Consider the following 21,105-nt stretch of genomic DNA (forward strand, 5'->3'; position numbering starts at 1 on the left):
GTGCCAATGGCAATGCAGCTGGTCAGAAAATTCGTTGTACTCACCGCTGCCGGGCTGATTCTTGCCGGCTGTCAGACCAATCAGGTTATCAGTCAGCAACCGGTGCCTGTCAGCGGCCCTGATGAGCAGCCACAGGCACAGCGTCAGGCACTGAATCCGACACCCTCTTCTGATACGCAACAGCAAGAACAGCCTCAAACCAGCACCGATCTCTGGCAACTGACCCGACAGCATATGCAGCTTGATCTGGATCATGATGATCCACGCTTACAGGCGCAGTTCGAGTGGTATCAAAAACATCCGCAATATATGCAACGGGTCGCGACCCGTGCCAGCCGTTATTACTATTATATTCTCGGTGAAGTACTGAAACGGGACATGCCTGCAGAGGTTGCGCTGCTGCCGATTGTCGAAAGCGCTTACGACCCCTTTGCATACTCACATGGCCGCGCCGCCGGGCCCTGGCAATTTATTCCCGGCACAGCGAAACATTTTGGATTAAAAAGCAGTTGGTGGTATGACGGACGTCGCGACATTGTCGCCTCAACGGATGCTGCGCTGACCTATCTGCAGCAACTGCATGACCGCTTTGATAGCTGGGAGCTGGCCCTGGCTGCCTACAACTGTGGCGGAGGGAATGTCTCAAAAGCGATCCGCCGCAATAAGAAAAAGGGGTTGGCGACAGATTTCTGGTCACTGGACCTGCCCAAAGAAACCCGGGTATATGTACCTAAACTGCTGGCGGTTTCAAAATTGATTCGTGACGCTGAAGACAATAATCTCACCCTGCAGCCATTGCCGAACAAGCCCGTGTTTGAACAGGTCGAACTGAACAGTCAGATCGACCTGGCACAGGCAGCTAAACTCAGTTCTATTTCAACGCAGGAACTGTATCAGCTCAACCCCGGATTCAATCGCTGGGCCACTGATCCCGATGGTCCGCATCGCCTGCTAATTCCGGCTGACACAGCAGAACAGTTCCGTACCCAGCTGGCTCAGCTTCCGGCTGAACAACGGGTTAACTGGGCTCGCCACAAAATCAGCAAAGGCGAAACCATCAGCACCATTGCCCGGCACTATAACACCACCTCCGCGGTCATCCGTGAAGCCAATAAACTCAGCGGCAGTAATATCCGTGCCGGCAAGTATCTGCTGATCCCCAGCGCCAAACATGAGTCCAGCGAATACTCGCTGAGCCAGTCCCAACGCTTCAGTCGTAAGCAGAATCAACTGGCCCAGAGCGACCGCAACCGTGTCAGCTACGAGGTAAAACAGGGCGATAGCTTCTGGAAGATAGCCAAAAACAACAACGTCAGCGTGCGAGAACTGGCCTCATGGAATCAAATGGCGCCGGGCGATCCCCTCAGAGTGGGTCAAACCCTGGCAATCTGGAAAGCCGATGCCCATCAGGGCCTCAGCCGCAGTGATCAACAGCTGATTCGCCGCATCGGTTATTCCGTTCGTAGCGGCGATTCACTGTATACCATTGCTGACCGTTTTCGGGTTTCTATCAATGATATCCAACGCTGGAATAAGCTGGAAAAGAGCAAGTATCTCCAACCGGGGCAACACCTGACCCTCTATGTTGATATCACTGAAGCGCGGTAAAATAGCGACTTGATCACCCGGTTCATCAAATCCATCACCCAGGAGACAGGACATGGACGCACTTAGTATCGGCATCATTATCTTCGCAACGGTGACCGCACTGCTGTTCAAATTTATTCTCTATCATAAGATCTGTAACTGGATGGATAAAGATCTGATCTCCGGGCTTTCAGCCGGTAACAGTGATAAGCAACGCTTTCTCACCGAACAGCTCAACCAACTGAAAAACGACAAGGTCAAGCGTAAATTACAACACCAGCGTCTGACCGAACTGGCCGATGAATTTGAACAAAACCGCTGATCCGTACTCATATAACTAGCTATAACCGATCCCCCCTGTTATAAATTAACAGGTTACCAATCTGGCTGGATAATTACGGATGAATTTCAAACAGTTATCTAAGCAGATATCAACGCTTTGTCTGTTATCTGCAACTCTGATCTGCACACTCACCTCCCCGCTACACGCTGCCACACCGCAGCATGGCATCTCTATGTATGGCGATCTCAAATATCCTCCCGGGTTTAAACATTTTGATTACGTCAATCCTGACGCCCCTAAAGGCGGTGATGTCTCTGAAGATGCACTGGGCACTTTCGACAGTTTTAATGGCTTTATCAGTAAGGGGGCTGCCGCCGATGGCATTGGACTGATCTATGATTCTCTGCTGACCAAAGCTCAGGATGAACCCTTCTCTCTCTATGGGCTACTGGCTGAATCGCTGGAAGTCGCAGATGATCGCAGCTGGATCATATTTAATCTTAATCCCGACGCGAAGTTCAGCGACGGCCAGCCCGTCACTGCTGAAGATGTGGTGTACACCTTTAAACTGCTGCGTGAACAGGGAGCCCCGTTTTACCGTTCCTACTACCACGATATCGCTAATATTGAGGCGCTCTCCAGCGAGCGGGTTAAATTCACGTTTAACGCCAGCGAAAACCGCGAGCTGGCATTGATTGTCGGCGAAGTCAGTATTTTACCCAAGCACTACTGGGAGGGGCGTGATTTCAGCAAGCCCGGTCTGGAGATTCCGGTAGGCTCTGGCCCCTACCTGATCGATAGTTTCGATGCCGGACGCACCATCACCTACCGCAGAAACCCGGACTATTGGGGTAAGGATCTGCCAGTTAACCGCGGCCGCTTTAACTTTGACACAATCCGCTACGACTACTACAAAGATGGCAATGTTGCCCTTGAAGCGTTTAAAGGGGGCGAATACGATTTTCGCCAGGAGTTCTCATCCAAGCAGTGGGCTACCGGATATACCGGCGCTGTGTTTGATGAAGGAAAGATCATCACCCGTACCCAGGTGCATGAAAACCCCACAGGGATGCAGGCCTTCATTCTAAATACCCGTAAATCCTATTTCTCAGATGCCCGGGTCAGAGAAGCGCTGGCCTATGCCTTTGACTTCGAATGGACCAACCAGAATATCTTTTATAACGCCTATACCCGCACCAACAGCTATTTCTCTAACTCGGAGATGGCCGCCACAGAGCTACCCACTGAAAAAGAGTTAAAAATTCTTGAGCCGATCCGTGACCAGGTGCCCCCCGAAGTATTTACTCAGGTCTACAAGGCGCCCACAACCAACGGTGATGGCAATATACGCGGACAGTTACGCACCGCCCTGCGGTTGTTGAAAAGTGCTGGCTGGGAGCTGAAGGATGGCTTACTGCTGGGGCCTGACGGCAAACAGATGTCATTTGAAATTCTGCTGCTTCAACCCACATTTGAGCGTGTGGTAGCGCCCTTTGCCCGCAATCTGGAACGGATGGGTATCAAGCCCTCAATCCGTATTATCGATGCGTCACAGTATATCAACCGGGTGCGCAGTTTTGATTTTGATGTCATCATCAGCGGCTTCGGTCAGTCTATCTCTCCTGGCAATGAACAGCGGGAGTTCTGGCACTCTTCAACGGCCGATCAGCCAGGCAGTCGCAACCTTATTGGTATTAAAAATTCAGCTGTCGACTATCTGGTCGGCCAGATTATCCAGGCGCCAGACCGGGAACAGCTGGTACTGCGAACCCGCGCCCTCGACCGGGTGCTGCAGTGGAATCACTATGTTATTCCGCAATACCATATCAACAGCTATCGCGTGGCTTACTGGGATAAATTTGACTTTCCCAAAGTCCATCCCAAATATTCACTGGGGTTCGACACCTGGTGGGTTAAACCGGAAAAGACAGGGCAGTAACCTGAATGGCGGCTTATATCCTGCGGCGTCTGATGCTGATTATCCCCACTCTGCTGGGTATTCTGACCATCAACTTCCTGATCGTTCAGGCCGCCCCCGGTGGCCCGGTCGAGCAGACTATCGCCAACCTGCAGGGCTTGAGCACCAGCTCAACATCCCGCTTCGACGGTTCAGCCCAGTCCGATCTGAGCAACTCAGGCTCATCATCCGCCACGGGCAACAGCAGCACCTACCGAGGAGCACGGGGACTTGATCCGCAGTTGGTTAAACAGATCGAAGCCCAGTTTGGTTTTGATAAACCCGCCCATGAGCGCTTCTTGCAGATGCTGAAGAACTACCTGGTCTTCGATTTCGGCGAGAGCCTGTTCAGTGGCAAAAAAGTGACAGATCTGATCGTCGAGAAACTCCCGGTATCCATCTCTCTGGGACTCTGGACAACCCTGATCACCTATCTGGTGGCCGTGCCTCTGGGAATAAAGAAAGCGGTCCGTGACGGCACCCCTTTCGATGTCTGGACCAGCTCAATGATTATCGTAGGCTACGCGATCCCCAACTTTCTGTTTGCCATCCTGCTGATCGTTCTGTTCGCAGGCGGCACATACTTCAGCTGGTTTCCGCTCAGGGGACTGACTTCACCGTATTTCGATCAACTGAGCATGTGGGGGCAGATTAAAGATTATTTCTGGCATATCACCCTGCCGGTGCTGGTATCGGTGATTGGCAGTTTTGCGACCCTCTCTATGCTCACCAAAAACTCTTTTCTTGATGAGATTAACAAGCAGTATGTGATAACCGCCCGGGCCAAAGGGCTCACCGAAAATCAGGTGCTCTATGGCCATGTCTTCCGAAATGCAATGCTGCTGATTATTGCCGGCATGCCTGCGGCGCTGATCGGTATCTTCTTCACCGGATCGATGCTGATTGAGGTGATCTTCTCACTCGATGGAATCGGCCTGCTGGGCTATGAAGCGGTCATTAAACGGGATTATCCAGTTATCTTTGGCACCCTGTATATCTTCACACTGATCGGCCTGTTACTTAAACTGGTTAGCGATCTTACCTATGTTGCGGTTGACCCCCGAATCGATTTTGAAAGCAGAGAGAACTGAGCAGTATGCTGAAGCGGTTCAAATCCCTGAAAATAAGCCCTATCAACCAGCGCAGATTACAGAACTTCCGTAATAACCGGCGTGGTTACTGGGCACTCTGGATATTTCTGACACTCTTTATTCTCAGTCTGTTTGCGGAGCTGATTGCCAACGATAAACCGCTCCTGATCGGCTATCAAAACAGCTTGTATTTTCCAGTGGCGATCGACTATTCCGAACTGGAATTTGGCGGTGAGTTCGACACATTCGCTGATTACAAAGACCCCTATATTCAGGAACTGATCATCAGCCAGGACGGCTGGATTCTCTGGCCTCCTATACGCTTCAGTTATCAGACGATCAATCACGATCTGCCTGTCCCAGCCCCCTCCCCCCCAAGCACGGACAACCTGCTGGGTACCGATGATCAGGGGCGTGATGTCCTGGCCCGGGTTATCTACGGTTTCAGAATATCAGTATTGTTTGCTATTACCCTGACGCTGATCAGCTCAGTCATCGGCGTTGCCGCCGGCGCGGTTCAGGGTTTTTATGGCGGTAAAATCGACCTGTTCTTCCAGCGTTTTATCGAGATCTGGTCGGGAATGCCGGTACTGTTCCTGCTGATTATTCTGGCCAGTATTGTGCAGCCCAACTTCTGGTGGTTGCTGGGTATCATGCTACTGTTTTCCTGGATGCAGCTGGTTGATGTCGTGCGTGCCGAATTTCTGCGCGGGCGTAATCTTGAGTATGTCCGGGCGGCCCGCGCGCTGGGCCTGAGTAACCGGCTGATTATGTTTCGCCATATCCTCCCCAATGCGATGGTAGCGACTCTGACATTTATGCCATTTATCTTCAACGGCTCGCTGGTCACCCTCACGGCGCTGGACTTCCTCGGTTTTGGTTTACCGCCAGGTTCGGCTTCACTTGGGGAGTTAGTGGCTCAGGGTAAAGCGAATCTGCATGCACCCTGGCTGGGCTTGACCGCCTTTATCTCTCTGGCCGTGATGCTGACACTGCTGATCTTTATTGGCGAGGCTGTTCGTGATGCTTTTGACCCCCGGAAGGTGATGAATGACTGAACCCCTGCTCTCGGTACGCAACCTGTCAGTCCGCTTTGGCCAGAACCACTCAGCGGTCAATGCCGTTAACAACGTCAGTTTCGATATTATGTCGGGACAGACCATGGCCCTGGTGGGCGAATCCGGTTCGGGTAAATCGGTGACCGCAATGTCGATCCTTAAGCTGCTGCCGTATCCGAAGGCCAGCCATCCTGGGGGAGAAATTTTATACCGGGGTAAAAATCTGCTACAGAACACTGAGGCGCAGATGCGGTCGCTGCGCGGTGACCGCATCAGTGTTATTTTTCAGGAGCCGATGACCTCGCTCAATCCGTTGCACAACATATCCCGCCAGATCGGTGAGACATTGCTGCTGCATAAGGGGCTGACAGGCCTTCAGGCCCGCGAGCGGACGCTGGAGCTACTCAATCTGGTCGGCATCAAGGATCCGGAAAAACGCCTTAACAGCTATCCACACGAGCTCTCAGGGGGGCAGCGACAACGGGTGATGATCGCCATGGCACTGGCCAATGACCCTGAACTGCTGATCGCGGATGAGCCGACGACCGCACTGGATGTCACAATCCAGGAGCAAATACTCGAGTTGCTCCGCTCACTGCAGCGAAAACTGGGGATGGCGGTGCTGCTGATCACTCACGATCTGAATATTGTCCGCCGTTACAGTGATGCGGTCTGTGTGATGTATCAGGGATCGATTGTCGAGCAAAACCGCACAGCAGATCTGTTTGCCGATCCACAACACCCCTATACCCTGAAACTTCTCAATGCAGAACCCTCAGGTCTGCCTCAGCCGGTCGCAGAAACCGGTTCACCGATATTACAGACTGACAATCTTAAAGTATGGTTTCCCGTTAAACGGGGCTTGCTGAAACGCACCGTGGACCATATTAAAGCGGTAAACCCCTGCAGCATTAAACTACACACTGGCCGCACTCTGGGAGTTGTTGGAGAGAGTGGTTCAGGGAAAACCACTCTGGGGCTGGCAATACTCCGTCTGATCCGCTCGGAGGGAGGCATACAGTTTGATGGCACGGCGATTGAAAGCCTGAACCAAAGCGAAATCAAACCTCTGCGACGCAAAATGCAGATCGTATTTCAGGACCCCTATGGCAGCCTCAGCCCGAGAATGTCTGTGGCAGAATCGCTCAGCGAAGGTCTGGAGATCCATAATATCGGTTTACCGGACGAACGTGAGCAGCTGATTATTGATGCCCTCAAAGAGGTGGGACTGGAACCCGATGACCGGCACCGCTACCCCCATGAGTTTTCCGGCGGCCAGCGCCAGCGCATTGCGATCGCCCGGGCAGTGATTCTCAAACCGGAACTGATCATCCTGGATGAACCAACCTCAGCCCTGGATCGCACCGTACAGGCACAGATAATCGATCTGCTGCGCGAACTACAGCAGCGATACAAACTCAGCTACATCTTCATCAGCCACGATCTGGCTGTAGTCAAAGCCCTCAGCCATGATCTGCTGGTGATGCAACAGGGTGACGTGGTTGAACAGGGCTCTGCTGCTGCTATATTCAGCAACCCTGGCCAGAGCTATACCCGCCGTTTACTGGAGGCAGCCTTTGCCGCAGGTTAAACATCGCCCTCAGGGTGCCGGCGGCGACAGTGGTGGAGGCACGACAGCAGCCGGATCCACCGGAATTTTCATCCCTGTTGTGGCATCATAAGGGAATCCAGTTGGTATAATATGCACGCCGTCCGGGCAGCGAATCAACGCGGCAAGCCCCAGCACCATCCCCTCACCCGCGGCCCCATAGCCACCGACCGAAATGGCCTCACAGCCGACCGTCTGGCTACGATTAATGGCGAGCTGCAGCTCCTGTGCCGCTTCAGCGCCTGTGGCCATCGATTCGCCGATAATAACGAAGCTTTTACCACCACTCATCCGGGTCGGATTATGCTGACACCCGGTGATGAATATGAGGGCAGTGACACACACAACAAAAGAAACAGGTCTGATTTTCATACGGACCTCCTGAGATTAGCGTTTTTATTATTACGATTTCATCACGCCCCCAGACAAACAATTTAACGGTTGTAAAACCTGAGGGGGGGATGAAAACGGCCGTCAGCAGCCTTTAAAATCTCACAGATGTTGATCAGTATAGTATTAAAACGGCTGTTTTAAGATCTCAGAGACCCAGACAGTCTGCAATTTAAATGTTTCCTTTCGTGCTAATTGAGCACCCTGGCCTACGGCGAAGCCGGTTCAACCAGCGACGTCAGCAGTTCCAGCCAGATTTCCAGGCGCTCAATTGCCCGGTTATAGCCATGAGCAACGGATAGATGAGAGGTAGTAAGCTCTGTAACGCTACATAACGCTCTGCATGCCTGATCAATGCTGTCTGAGAAAGCCTGAGAATCACCACGCCAGACGACTATCCGGTGCCGTAAGCCAAGCTCAGCGGCCTGTGCTGCATTCCGCTGTTGTTCGGGTTGATCGGTAAGCACCAGTATAATGGGCTTATCATAGACCCGGGCAATCGATAGTGCTGCCATCCCCGGTGCAGAGATGATCAGCGAGCTGCGGGCAGCCTGGGCGCCCCAATCGGTGTCCCGGGCTAACCAGCCTGGACGGTGTGCCATCCCCTCGCCAACAAGGTGTGCCGTACCACCTGCATCAGAAATCCCCTGCTCTAACGCCGCAGCGAGTGCAGAATCGCAAAAATGTGGATTCAGATACCCTGCTATGTGCATCCCGTCCTGATCTGGCTGGTCCCCGCCCGGCTTTACCACAGCAACAGGTGTGGGCAGGCGAAAGCAGTCACCGTTGTGTTCAGCCATGGAGGGGTAGGCAAAATCATGCTCCAAGCGTGCACTGGCACGATTGATCTGCCATGCAACAATAGCGCTGTATAGCTTCGCCACAGCCACCGGAATGCGGCCATTGAAGTTTGTTTCCAACGCCTGCCGCAAGCTGACCCCGTAAATATGCACCACCTTGTGTCGCCAGACAGGCAAACACCCCATGAATAACAGTGCCGGATGAAACGAATCATTGAGTACAAGATCATTGTCACGAAACACCCGGCGTAGTTTCCAGATATCCCGGACCATGCGCTTAGGGTGAAAAATATAGCCCGCAACATTAGCATCTGTTGCTCCACGCAACATATTTTGCTGAGTATCAAACTGCACCGAGTAATGACGCGACAATACTGCTGCCGTCAGCCCAAAGTCAGCTAAAAACTCCTGACCTTTATCTGAAGTGGTAATAAGCTGCACCTTAATTCCCCGGGCTTGCAGTGCATGAGTCAGCAACTGCGCCCGCATCAGATGACCTCTGGCATCAGCAGTCGCCAGGTAAGCAATACGCATACACTTAACTCCGGTCTGGCAACAGGCGAAGCAACAGACCCACCAAGAGTAGCCCGAGGGCACCGGTAACAGACCAGGAACGGTCGACAGCCCGGATCTCTGCCAGCATCTGTTGTAATGTCTCCTGCTCATGGGGATCTACCAGACGGATCAAGGCACCGCTGCACATCTGCACGTGCCTGCCCTCGTCTGAGAGCACTCGTACCAGCAGAGGCAGCAGAGGGTGTGACGGAGAGATCTGCTGAAGTAACCGGATATGCCGTTCCAGCACCCGTGTGGCCATCTGTTCCGCACACAAGCCAATGGCAAATGCGGGAACCAGTAAGCGGCTCTTAAAAGACGACTCATATCGGTGTGCTATCGCGTGCCACTGGGCAATTTTACGACGGCTTAACCAGTCTGGCTGTGCAGTTCTTTGAGCTACAATCGTCTCACCGCGCGCTTCCAGGGCCGCAGAAAAGGCCCGGACATGTTGCCGTTCTTCAGTTAAGTGCTGGTCCATCTGACGCACTAACCAGTCTGGACGCTCGGTCAATAGTTCTTGTTGCAGTGCAATCTCTGTAGCTTCTTCGCCAATAAGATAGATACGTAATAACAATCGCTCACCGGCATGACTGGCATGCAGCTGCCGTAGCGCCGCTCGCTTGATAGCGTTCACCCATTGCGCCTGTAAACGTAACCATCCATACAACACAGGCGGATCACAGCAATCCTGAACAAACGGTGAACTATCAGCAGTCATAAGCTTCTCTCCGGCTATCCCTGTTTAAAGCAATATTGTCCGTTACAGTGCTTTGCCTGACCATCATTTGGATGAACCATGGTAGGACAACGCCTGGACGTCACCGCCCTCTTTACCGCGAGGATAGTGCACACCTAAACCGCGCATCAGGGCACCGCTCATATCTAACACTGAGAAGCCGACAATGAGGATGATTGCCGCTAACCAGCGAACCCCATATAACGGAGGCAGATCCTGCTTGTTAAGGGCTCGCACACTGAAAACCAATCGGGCAATCAGTACACATAAAGGTCCGACAGGACCGCTTCTCGCCAGCCATTGCCATCCGGTCGGCATATAGCTTCGCACCAGGAAGGGTGTCAGCCCACAGGTGTCCTGCCCACGCAGCCACCTCAATTTGATGATGTCCTTTAAACTATCAGGAAAGCGATGAACGGTGTGCGCCCTGGCAGCATAATGTAGCGGAATACCCTGCGATTGCAGTTGCAAACCGAGCACCTGGCAGTGGGCTCGATAGACACTCTCTAACTCCTGGTAATGATATTCGGCGAAAATATCCCGGCGAAAAACAACATTATTGGCATAAAAATTACGCGTTGCTCCGTCTGCCAGAGCCCCGGGAAAGTACATGAAATCGAGGGTTGTCAGCGCTGTTCCCGCCAGGTCAGGTGCATAACTGGTGCGTCCCGCCACTGCGGCAAGTGTCTCATCCCGGATAAATGGATACAGTAGCTGAGCTAACCAGTCTGCTGCTGGCACGCAATCTGCATCGGCAAAAACAACCCATCGGCAGCGCTCAGCATCTGTTGCGGCAAATCCCGTATTCTTTGCGTGGTAGTAGCCCGTAGAGGGGTCAATCTGTACAAAATCAACAGGATGCCCGGCGATATCCTCCACCTCCTTAAAAGAGGATTCATCCAGTCCGTCGTGTGTTATAACTATCTGTGCCAACGAGGTTAGTGGCAGGCTCTGATTTGCCAGCAACCCGACAACCCGTTTAAGGCTGGAGAGAACTCGTTGAATATCTGCACCACCGCGCAGGTTATTGGTTTCCAATACCAACGCAGTGCGACTTGCCACATCATTCAACCCAGTGTTTGTTTCTGATGAAATTTCGCTAATGGTGTCCATTTGCTTGAAATACTCCCTGTATAAAAGCGGTAAACTAAGGTAATTACCATGCCAATGAGATCTTATCTGTGCGACTTCAATAAGCCAGTGACAGCTGGCACAGAATCGAATCACCCGCACTGGTGACCACAACCGTGCCCCTCTGGATCGAGCTAAATGATTAAATACTACAGGACTTAAAAGCACCTTCCATAGCCTGTGGTTGCCATCTGATCTCCCTGGCACAGACTGAATATTACACAATTAAGTCTGGGTTGTAACGCCAGGATTCAACCGCCCGATAACAGGCAATAAAAAAGGCTGCATCCGCAGCCTTTTCAGGTTTCATTGAGTCCAGCGATTTCAGAGCCTTTCGATTTCTGCAGCGTTTTTACGCGCTTCCATCATCGCCTGATAATCAAACTGACCAGAACGCTGGCTGAGAATATTTCGCATCGCTTTTTTCTCATCAGCAGAGACCGCTGACAGATCAGGCTCATGTACCGCTGTGACGGCCACGATTGCCTGGGCTCCATCGTTGAGCGTAATCAGAGAGTAAGAAGCCCCCTGTTCTGGCTTAGGCAGCTTAAATGCTGCGTCCATAACCTCAGCGGGCTGTTTCCGGTCAGCACGACCCACCGCGTCCGCAACCTGCCACTCAGCACCATTGACCGGTTTGCGCTCAGCCCCCTGTTGCAGTTTTTCAAGCTCTGCTTCCAGAGAGGCCTGCAGTGCTTCGCCAGCCTTCTGCAGTGTCAGAATCTCAGTGATCTGTGGCCTGACCTCCTCTTCGCTCAGTTGACGCGGACGGATATGCTCCTTAACCCGCAGTACCAGCGTGCGCCCTGAGTCCAGTTCGATCGGATCACTGTTGAAGCCATCGCGAATCAGCTCTTCGTTGAAAGCTGCGCGAACAACCCGTTGATTCGAGGTGACATCATCATTGCCGCCTTTACGACTGAAAGGGGCCGCTTCAACGATCTTGAGGTTCAGCTCTGCTGCCGGCTCATGCAGATCACCGGATGAGAATGCCAGATCGGTCAGTTGCCCAACCCGCTCAACGTAGATCTGCTCAACCTTGTTGTCCAGCTGCTCAGCGATCAGTTGATCTTTAACCTCTTCAAATACCGGAGCCTTACTCTCTGACAGATCGGTAAGTTTAATGATGTGATAACCGAATGCCGTGCGTACAGGCTCAGACACCTCACCGGCTTTCAGAGAATAAACCGCCTGCTCGAATGGACCATCCAGCATCCCTTTCTGATAGACACCCAGATTACCACCATCAGAAGCAGAGCCAGGGTCATCAGACTCAGTTTTTGCCAGCTCGGCAAAATCTTCGCCTGCAGCGAGTTTTTTCTCGAGATCCTGAGCCTTAGCCAGTGCAGCAGCATCATCAACACTGTCTGAAACTTCGATCATGATATGAGAAACGGTGCGCTGCTCTTCAGATTTAAACGCCGCTTTCAGTTGCTCAAACTGCCCTTGCAGCTCAGCATCATCAACCTTAACTTCTTTCAGCAGATCCGCTTTATTGATCAGCAGATATTCAATCGCCACCTGCTCATCGGTCATAAAGTCCTGCTGATGCGCATCGTAGTAAGCCGTCAGCTCAGCTGGTGTCAGAGACACATCTTTCATGTAATCCTGCAGCCCCACCTTGAGATACGCCAGATCACGGGTTTGCCGGTCCAGAGTAATAATCTTTTCAGCTTCGCTGCTAAGGACAAATGCAGAACCCATATAACCCGAACGTTCATAGCCGATCAGGCTCTCTTTACGCAGCAGATTCTTATACATCATCGGTGTCAGCCCTGCATTTCGCAGTACCGCCTGATAACGGTCAGGGTTAAAAACACCATCGACTTTGAAATCCTGGGTATTAACGATCATCTGATCCAGAGCCTGATCAGAGATAGCCATATCCTGATTCGTCGCAGACTGAACCAGAATCTCCTGTTGAATCAGGTTATCCAGGGTCGCCTTACGGATAAGATTATCATCCAGCAGGGTTGGATCAGCATTTTCACCCATCTGCGCCAATAGCTGACGACGTTGCAGGTCAGCACCCTGCAACACATCCCGCTCACTAATGTCGACACCATTGACGGTCGCGGGGGCGTTTGAACCTGAGGTCAGACTGACCAGGGACTCCACCCCGAATAGTGCAAAGGTTACGACGATCAGACCAACAATGATCTTGGCGACGATCCCCTGGGAGTTATCTCGGATATTCTGAAGCATGATGCCTCTTGGCCTCTAAGGTAATGTACAAATAGAAAAAAAGGCGCATCCTGACAGGATGCGCCTTTGATATGTTTGGTAGTACGGAACCGGTTTTACTGGTTTCCGCTACCCAGAGAAACACTGACAGTATGATCAGCGATCTCACATTTGGCGGAACGGACGGGACTCGAACCCGCGACCCCCTGCGTGACAGGCAGGTATTCTAACCAACTGAACTACCGCTCCGGATGCCAGCGATCCTTTCGGATCAGGCGCTAGCTATTCTTACTTATTTACAGCGTCTTTCAGAGCCTTACCAGGCTTGAAAGTAGGCAGAGTCGCCGCAGCGATCTGAATTGGCTGACCAGTCTGAGGGTTACGACCAGTACGTGCAGCACGCTCCTTCACACCAAAAGTACCGAAGCCTACCAGTGCAACAGAATCACCCTTTTGCAGAGCGCCGGAAATTGATTCCAGTGTAGCATCCAGTGCGCGGCCAGCAGCAGCTTTTGGAATATCCGCAGAAGCTGCGATTGCGTCGATTAGTTCAGATTTATTCACATTGTTCCCCTTATATGAATCGTTTTTATATTCTGTAGCCCATGCCCAGCAAGTTGACGGACAATTTATACCAAGCCTGCAAATCAGGTGTCAAGCGGGTTGCAGCCTGTTTTGCCACTATTTTGTGTTAATGTGGTTTTATTTGTCCCTGCTCATTTTTTGCTTGCTTTTTCTTTTCAGAAAAGCTTGCCTTTTGCTCCTCCGTCAGCGGTTCAGGACTGAACTTCAGAGCAATTTGCAATACCTCGTCTATCCATTTTACCGGACAGATCTCAAGGTCTGCTTTGATGTTTTCAGGAATTTCCTTCAGATCACGTTTGTTCTCATCCGGAATAATAACTGTTTTGATACCACCGCGATGCGCTGCCAGTAACTTCTCTTTCAAGCCACCGATAGGCAGTACCTGCCCACGCAAGGTGATCTCACCGGTCATCGCTACATCGGAGCGAACCGGAATATTTGTCAGGACAGATACTAATGCAGTACACATCCCGATACCAGCACTTGGACCATCTTTTGGTGTCGCACCTTCCGGTACATGGATATGAATATCGTTTTCCTCATGGAAATCCGGATTTATACCCAGTGATTCCGCCCGGCTTCGCACCACGGTCATCGCCGCCTGAATCGACTCCTGCATCACCTCACCGAGGGATCCGGTACGAATCTGACGTCCTTTACCCGGCACAACGGCGGATTCAATCGTCAGGATATCCCCGCCGACTGAGGTCCATGCCAGACCGGTTACATGGCCGATACGGTCCTGCTCTTCAGCAACACCGAAATTGCACTTACGCACACCGGAATAGTGCTCCAGGTTTTCGCTGTTTGCGACCACCGAAGCGTTCTTATCGTCACCCAGCGCAATCTCTTTAATCACCTTACGACAGATCTTGGCAATCTCTCTCTCAAGACCCCGTACACCCGCTTCACGGGTGTAGTAACGGATCAGATCAGTGACCGCCTCATCCTCAATAACCAGCTCGCCCTTCTTCAGACCATTCATTTTAGTCTGCTTAGGTATCAGATACTTACGGGCAATATTTAATTTCTCATCTTCGGTATAACCCGGGATGCGAATAATCTCCATACGGTCCAGCAAGGGGCCGGGGATATTCATCGAGTTAGAGGTACAAACAAACATCACATCGGAGAGATCGTAATCGACTTCGAGGTAGTGGTCGTTGAAGGTACTGTTCTGCTCCGGATCAAGCACTTCCAGCAACGCTGACGCGGGATCACCGCGCTGATCCATGCCCATTTTATCGATCTCATCAAGCAGGAACAGCGGGTTTTTAACCCCAACCTTAGACATCTTCTGAATCAGCTTACCCGGCATCGAACCAATATAGGTACGCCGGTGTCCCCGGATCTCCGCTTCATCGCGCACACCACCCAGCGCCATCCGAACATATTCACGATTAGTCGCTCGCGCAATGGACTGGCCCAGAGAGGTTTTACCCACCCCCGGAGGCCCTACCAGACAGAGAATCGGCCCTTTCAGCTTACGCACCCGTCGCTGAACCGCCAGATATTCAAGTATACGGTCTTTCACCTCTTCAAGGCCGTAATGGTCTTCGTTGAGAATCACCTCAGCCCGCTTCATATCATGGCGCAATTTAGAGCGTTTCGACCAGGGTATCTGAAGCATCCAGTCGATATAACCCCGGACAACAGTCGCTTCAGCAGACATCGGAGACATCATCTTCAGCTTATTGTATTCGTTAAGCGTTTTGTCCAGCGCTTCCTTCGGCATGCCGGCCTCATCGATCCGTTTTTTCAACTCTTCGATATCGGTATTGCCATTTTCATCCAGGTCGCCCATCTCTTTCTGAATCGCTTTCATCTGCTCATTCAGATAGTACTCTCGCTGGCTTTTCTCCATCTGTTTTTTAACGCGCCCGCGAATCCGTTTCTCAACCTCAACCAGGTCGATCTCAGACTCCATCAACGCCATCAGATGCTCCAGACGCAGCTTATCGTCCAGAATTTCTAAAATTTTCTGTTTTTCATCCAGTTTGAGGGACATATGTGCGGCAATGGTATCCGCCAAACGGCCGATCTCATCGATCGACCCCAGCGAAGTAAGCACTTCAGCCGGGATCTTTTTGTTCACCTGCACAAAACGTTCAAACTGATCCAGCGCGGTACGTTTATAGATCTCTGCTTCGCTGTCGCTAACCTCGCTGACCGGCAGAACCGTAACATCGGCAGTGAAATGACTCTCGCTGGTATGCAGGGTTTCTATACGCGCACGATAATCACCTTCCACCAGCACTTTAACAGTGCCATCAGGCAGCTTCAGCATCTGTAGCACGCTTGCTACTGTACCGATTGAAAACAGATCGCCACCCACTGGCTCATCGTCCGAGGCATTTTTCTGAGCTATCAGCAGGATCTCTTTATCCTGCAGCATCGCAGCTTCAAGGGCCTGAATTGATTTTTCCCGGCCAACAAACAGGGGGATCACCATATGAGGGTATATAACAACATCACGCAGCGGTAAAACCGGCAACGTGGTGGTAGTGATCTCTTTATCATTCTCGAGTGGTGCCATAATGGACCTTACTCCTTTTTCGAAAGAAACTGCGGGAAGACAGCAGTTACGGACTGTATGACATATCGTTCTTACTGGTTAATGGGGCTTGGACGGCAAAAAACAACCATATCCCAGTAAAACTTACATAAAAAAGCAATAATCAATATCAGCGTTATATCAGTTCACCCCGAGGCGAACAACGTACCAAAATGGTAGGTAGGAGGGCTGGCAGAGGTTTTAACATCAAAAAAGCCCGGACGAGCCGGGCTTCAGGGCAGATCAGTCTTACTTATAGTAAGCGTTATCCGTCACAGAGTGGTCAGTTACATCCCGCACACCTACGAGCCCTTTAATGCGTTCCACCAGTGTTTTTTCAACACCATCCTTAAGAGTCATATCCACTGCACTGCACCCCTGACAACCCCCACCAAACTGCAGAATAGCAATGTGACCGATCTCTTCCTCTACCAGCTCAATCAGTTTAACTTCACCGCCATGTGAAGAAAGCCCGGGGTTAATATCAGAGTAGAGAATATAGTTGATCTGCTCTTCCATCGGGCTGTCATCAGAGACTTTTGGTACTTTGGCATTCGGTGCCTTAATGGTTAACTGACCACCCATTCTGTCAGTGGCGAAATCAACCGTGGCTTCCTCCAGGTAGGGCAGACTATTTTTTTCAAAATAGAACCTGACCTTCTCCATCTCCATAATTTCATCATCTTCGACAACTTCATCCGGGCGGCAGTAAGCCAGGCAGGTCTCAGCGTAAGGTGTTCCCGGCTGAGTCACAAACATCCGTACAGCAATACCTTCAACATTCTGTTTTTCTAGCAGCTCAGCAAGGTAAGTTTCCGCTGATTCGGTCACTGTAATATTCATTAAAATTCCTGTTAAATCACTGTCTCATATGGTTGACAGGATACACGTTTTCTAAACCCGAGTAAATTGCTCAGTTATTAACCAGAACATCGTTAATACTATTCTGTTAAACTGCCCCGTTTTACACCTTTGTGGCAGACTTCACAACATTCTCACGGGCAATCACCCGCCCACTTCGGCAATAGGGAAACCGGATTTTTGAACCGCCTGCAACGCATTAAAACTATTCTTACTCTGGGATTGCCCATTGTTGGCGGCATGTTATCACAAAGTGTTCTGAATCTGGCGGATGCCGCCATGGTAGGTCGTCTGGGCGAAACAGCACTGGCAGGCATCGGCGTCGGAGGCTATATAAACTTCCTCGCGGTCAGTCTGATACTGGGGCTTTCGTCTGGCGTTCAGGCACTGGTGGCGCGTCGTAGAGGGCAGAGCCTTGACGCAGAAACAGCAACTCCACTGGGCTGGGGCATTATCGTTGCCTTTGCCATCGCCCTGCCCCTGACTCTCCTGTTTTTCATTAACGCCGAGTGGCTGATAACGCTGCTGAGTGAAGATATTCAGGTAGAAGAGATCGCGGCTAACTATTTTAATTATCGTGTGCTGGCTCTGCTGGCGGTCGGTCTGAATCTCAGTTTTCGTGGCTACTGGAACGGCACCAACAGGCCGGTCGTTTATCTGCGCATCCTGCTGATGGTGCAGCTTCTCAATGTGTTGATCAGTTACACCCTGATCTTTGGTTATTTTGGTCTTCCCGCCATGGGCGCACCCGGTGCGGGGCTTGGAACAGCCATCTCCCTCTATCTGGGTGCAGTATTGTTAGCTCTGGTGACATTGCCAACTGCTATTAAGAAAGGGATGCTCAACCTGCAGCGCAGCAATCTGCATCAACTGAAGTCGTTACTACGCCTCGCTGTTCCTCACTCTATTCAGCAGTTTCTCTTTGCCACGTCCATGCTGGTTCTGTTCTGGATAATCGGGCTATTGGGCACCACCGAACAGGCGATCGGGCATGTGCTGATAAATCTGGCTCTGCTGCTGATTCTGCCAGGCGTGGGTCTGGGTGTAGCGTGCACAACGCTGGTCAGTCATGCACTGGGACAAAATGATCCCAACATGGCCAGTCGATGGGGCTGGGATGTTATTCTCACCGCTATTCTGATAATGCTGCTGCTCAGTTTGCCGATGTGGCTCTACCCCGATTCACTGCTAGGACTATTTCTGGCCACAGCTGAAGCGATCGATAAAGCCCATACACCACTGATGTTAACCGGGTTGGCGATCTGTCTGGATGCCGCGGCTATCGTTTTAACCCAGGCGTTGCTGGGGGCCGGAGCAAACCGCGTGGTGATGTTGATCAGCAGCCTCGGGCAATGGGTTTTCTATCTGCCACTGGCCTGGCTGATTGGCCCCTTCCTGGGTTACGGACTGACCGGTATCTGGTTATTACAAACATTTCACCGGGCAGGCTCTTCGCTGATCTTTATTTATATCTGGAAGCGCCGCAACTGGGTTCATATCCGCATATAGATTGGGTAGACTGAAGAGGTAATCCGGATCGGATCAGACCACCAACCCAGCCTGAATTTACAGGATATCTGCTTATTTATGTTGCAACAAAGCCTGGTTTTCTCTTTTTTTCTTATCTTTACCGGGGCTGCGATACTGGCTTCTATCGCACTCTATACCCGCCAGCCCCTGCTGGTTGCATACATAGTACTGGGAGCAGCTCTGGGGCCCTACGGTTACAGTTTCATCCAGGATACCGCGCTGTTATCGGACATATCCCATGTGGGCATCATATTTCTGCTGTTCCTGCTGGGCCTGGATATGCAACCCAGTCATCTGGTGCATATGCTTAAAAAAGCCACTCTGGTGGCGATTTTCAGTGCAGTGATATTTATGGCGATCGGCTATGGTGTCGGTGTCGCGTTCGGTTTTACCCGTACGGAAGCGATTATTATTGGTGTGGCGCTGATGTTCTCCAGCACCATCATCGGTATTAAACTACTGCCAACCACTGTGTTGCACCACAAACATACCGGTGAGCTGGTGGTGGGCCTTCTGCTGCTGCAGGATGTCATCGCAATTCTGGTGCTGCTGTTCCTCAACAGCGGTGATGGCGGCACCAGCCAGCTCACAACCTTCCTTAAAACAGCGGTGGCGTTACCGCTGATTATCGGCGCTGCACTGCTGTTTGTTCGCTACATACTCTTGCCGCTGATTCAGAAGTTTGACCGTTTTCATGAATATATCTTCCTGGTGGCGATCGGCTGGTGTCTCGGGCTGGCCGAACTGGCCCATGCGGTCGGACTATCCGCTGAAATTGGCGCTTTTATCGCTGGCGTCAGCCTTGCAACCAGTCCAATTTCTCAGTATATCGCCACCAGTTTGCGTCCGTTGCGCGATTTTTTCCTGATTCTGTTCTTCTTCTCTATCGGTGCCAGCTTTAATCTGGGACTGCTTGGGCAGATTATTATCCCGGCTCTGATTCTCGCGGCGCTGGTGCTGGTTATCAAACCCATCGTGTTTCGTTTTCTACTGCAAAGCATCAGCGAAAGTAACAAGCTTGCCTGGGAGGTCGGCTTCCGTCTGGGACAGATCAGTGAATTCTCACTGCTGATTGCCTATATGGCCACCAGCGCCACATTGATCGGACAGGAAGCCTCCCACGTTATACAGGCAACCGCCATCCTGACCTTCCTGCTGTCGACCTATATCGTTATCTTTAACTTCCCCAACCCGATTGCGGTATCGGATAAGCTGCGAAGAGACTAAATTTCTAAATGGCTGCAAATAACAGGTGGGAGCGGCACCAGCTTCCCCCTTCGGCTACCCCGCCGCGATCAATTCTGTCAAGGTTCACACATTACTGCCGCCCCCACCCTTTTTTATGATTCAATCAGAAAGCAAAAACTGTGCATTCATCCAGTTTATTTAATATTCACTTAGCGCTATGCTCGTTTTGTCACTATCGCGATGCGCGTTTTTCTACCAACATTTTTTAAAAAACGCATAGAAACAAAGGAACAGGTTAACCGGTGAGGTGAGATAACAGGCTGGCACCGGAACAGATATGAGCATGCTCAGTTTTATCCGCAGGGAGGTGGTTTTTTCAATGAAATTCTCAGTTAATTCTTTAAGTTACCTCTCTTTTCTTAAGAAAAGTCTGGTGTGTATATGCGCACGCCTGCTATTAAAATGTTATACGAGCACAAGAAAATGTCCGTGAGAAAGCTTCTAGAACCAATATGGCCTTGGATCGCTATATCAGTCATCACGCTTGTAGCGAGCTTTATATTTCACAAGCTAGGCTGTAAAGAACTCAGTTTTGATCGTGGAGGCGCGCTAGTTTGTCTTTACGGAGTTATTCTTGGCTTCATTTACGCAAAATTCGGCCCCGTCTCCGGCGCGTTTTCTGAAGTCATCGTCAAACCAAACGGAGAGCAAGTGATTTATATTCCTGGTGAAGAATTTAAAAAACATCTATATGCAGGCTTCGCATTGTCGGGAATAGGAACGCTTATCTGGGCATTTGGGGCATCCGTATAACAATGCGCTCAAGTCGCTCACTTCGTTTGCTGGGACGGGCTAAAGCCCGCCCCTTAGCTTAATCGTGTGTGCCAGGCATGGCACTTAACTAGCGAGGTGAAAGTCCTCGTACCAGGTATTCGCAGAGCCGAAGGTTAGCCAAAGGGCAAGGTTAGTCCCGCGAGGGGCTGGCTGGAGGAAGCCCAAGGCA

The 21,105-nt window shown here is 51.3% G+C and carries 17 protein-coding genes and 1 tRNA gene; 9 read left to right on the forward strand and 9 right to left on the reverse strand.

Features of this window, described 5'->3' with window-relative positions:
- Nucleotides 1-6 precede the first annotated feature (6 nt).
- The 6 genes from JW499_RS14585 to JW499_RS14610 all read left to right on the forward strand — a co-directional run bounded on the left by JW499_RS14585 (nt 7) and on the right by JW499_RS14610 (nt 7,567).
- The gene (locus JW499_RS14585; protein WP_332873978.1) at nt 7-1,608 is read left to right on the forward strand and encodes a lytic transglycosylase; all 1,602 of its coding nucleotides are present in this window, start codon (nt 7-9) and stop codon (nt 1,606-1,608) included.
- Between the two features lie 52 nt (nt 1,609-1,660).
- Nucleotides 1,661-1,909 (forward strand): hypothetical protein, encoded by a 249-nt coding sequence (locus JW499_RS14590; protein WP_091358273.1) that lies wholly within the window; start codon nt 1,661-1,663, stop codon nt 1,907-1,909.
- 79 nt (nt 1,910-1,988) lie between these two features.
- Nucleotides 1,989-3,809: an extracellular solute-binding protein gene (locus JW499_RS14595; RefSeq protein WP_205211300.1), complete on the forward strand. Its 1,821-nt coding sequence runs from the start codon at nt 1,989-1,991 to the stop codon at nt 3,807-3,809.
- A 5-nt stretch (nt 3,810-3,814) separates the two neighbouring features.
- Entirely contained in the window at nt 3,815-4,918 is a 1,104-nt protein-coding gene (locus JW499_RS14600) for a microcin C ABC transporter permease YejB (protein ID WP_205211301.1), read from the forward strand.
- 5 nt (nt 4,919-4,923) lie between these two features.
- The gene (locus JW499_RS14605) at nt 4,924-5,976 is read left to right on the forward strand and encodes an ABC transporter permease (protein WP_232846431.1); all 1,053 of its coding nucleotides are present in this window, start codon (nt 4,924-4,926) and stop codon (nt 5,974-5,976) included.
- Nucleotides 5,969-7,567 (forward strand): ABC transporter ATP-binding protein, encoded by a 1,599-nt coding sequence (locus JW499_RS14610; RefSeq protein WP_205211302.1) that lies wholly within the window; start codon nt 5,969-5,971, stop codon nt 7,565-7,567. Before JW499_RS14605 ends, JW499_RS14610 begins: the two co-directional genes overlap by 8 nt.
- Before the next feature lie 9 nt (nt 7,568-7,576).
- On the opposite strand, the gene JW499_RS14615 is transcribed toward JW499_RS14610, so the two are convergent.
- The 9 genes from JW499_RS14615 to nfuA all read right to left on the reverse strand — a co-directional run bounded on the left by JW499_RS14615 (nt 7,577) and on the right by nfuA (nt 17,366).
- Nucleotides 7,577-7,957, reverse strand: coding sequence for a hypothetical protein (locus JW499_RS14615; protein WP_205211303.1), 381 nt, complete (start codon nt 7,955-7,957; stop codon nt 7,577-7,579).
- A gap of 227 nt (nt 7,958-8,184) precedes the next feature.
- Entirely contained in the window at nt 8,185-9,309 is a 1,125-nt protein-coding gene (locus JW499_RS14620; protein ID WP_205211304.1) for a glycosyltransferase family protein, read from the reverse strand.
- A 4-nt stretch (nt 9,310-9,313) separates the two neighbouring features.
- Nucleotides 9,314-10,051: a hypothetical protein gene (locus tag JW499_RS14625; RefSeq protein WP_205211305.1), complete on the reverse strand. Its 738-nt coding sequence runs from the start codon at nt 10,049-10,051 to the stop codon at nt 9,314-9,316.
- 63 nt (nt 10,052-10,114) lie between these two features.
- Entirely contained in the window at nt 10,115-11,131 is a 1,017-nt protein-coding gene (locus JW499_RS14630) for a glycosyltransferase family 2 protein (RefSeq protein WP_205211306.1), read from the reverse strand.
- A gap of 393 nt (nt 11,132-11,524) precedes the next feature.
- A complete protein-coding gene (locus JW499_RS14635; RefSeq protein WP_205211307.1) occupies nt 11,525-13,405 on the reverse strand; it encodes a SurA N-terminal domain-containing protein in 1,881 nt (626 codons plus the stop codon).
- Nucleotides 13,406-13,556: 151 nt separating this feature from the next.
- A tRNA-Asp gene (locus JW499_RS14640) sits at nt 13,557-13,633 on the reverse strand.
- A gap of 39 nt (nt 13,634-13,672) precedes the next feature.
- The gene (locus JW499_RS14645; RefSeq protein ID WP_091358245.1) at nt 13,673-13,948 is read right to left on the reverse strand and encodes an HU family DNA-binding protein; all 276 of its coding nucleotides are present in this window, start codon (nt 13,946-13,948) and stop codon (nt 13,673-13,675) included.
- A 127-nt stretch (nt 13,949-14,075) separates the two neighbouring features.
- Nucleotides 14,076-16,505 (reverse strand): endopeptidase La, encoded by a 2,430-nt coding sequence (lon, locus tag JW499_RS14650; protein WP_205211308.1) that lies wholly within the window; start codon nt 16,503-16,505, stop codon nt 14,076-14,078.
- Nucleotides 16,506-16,772: 267 nt separating this feature from the next.
- A complete protein-coding gene (gene nfuA / locus JW499_RS14655; RefSeq protein WP_205211309.1) occupies nt 16,773-17,366 on the reverse strand; it encodes a Fe-S biogenesis protein NfuA in 594 nt (197 codons plus the stop codon).
- Nucleotides 17,367-17,564: 198 nt separating this feature from the next.
- On the opposite strand from nfuA, the gene JW499_RS14660 reads away from it, so the two are divergent.
- The 3 genes from JW499_RS14660 (at nt 17,565) to JW499_RS14670 (ending at nt 20,915) form a co-directional block, all read left to right on the forward strand.
- Nucleotides 17,565-18,893 carry an MATE family efflux transporter gene (locus JW499_RS14660; RefSeq protein ID WP_205211310.1) on the forward strand — a complete coding sequence of 443 codons (1,329 nt, stop codon included), beginning with the start codon at nt 17,565-17,567 and terminating at the stop codon, nt 18,891-18,893.
- Nucleotides 18,894-18,971: 78 nt separating this feature from the next.
- On the forward strand, nt 18,972-20,141 hold the full coding sequence (locus JW499_RS14665; RefSeq protein WP_205211311.1) for a cation:proton antiporter: 1,170 nt from the start codon (nt 18,972-18,974) through the stop codon (nt 20,139-20,141).
- A gap of 402 nt (nt 20,142-20,543) precedes the next feature.
- Nucleotides 20,544-20,915, forward strand: a complete 372-nt coding sequence (locus tag JW499_RS14670) for a hypothetical protein (RefSeq protein WP_205211312.1) — start codon at nt 20,544-20,546, stop codon at nt 20,913-20,915.
- Nucleotides 20,916-21,105 lie beyond the last annotated feature (190 nt).

Source organism: Amphritea pacifica (assembly GCF_016924145.1).
Classification (GTDB): Bacteria; Pseudomonadota; Gammaproteobacteria; order Pseudomonadales; family Balneatricaceae; genus Amphritea; species Amphritea pacifica.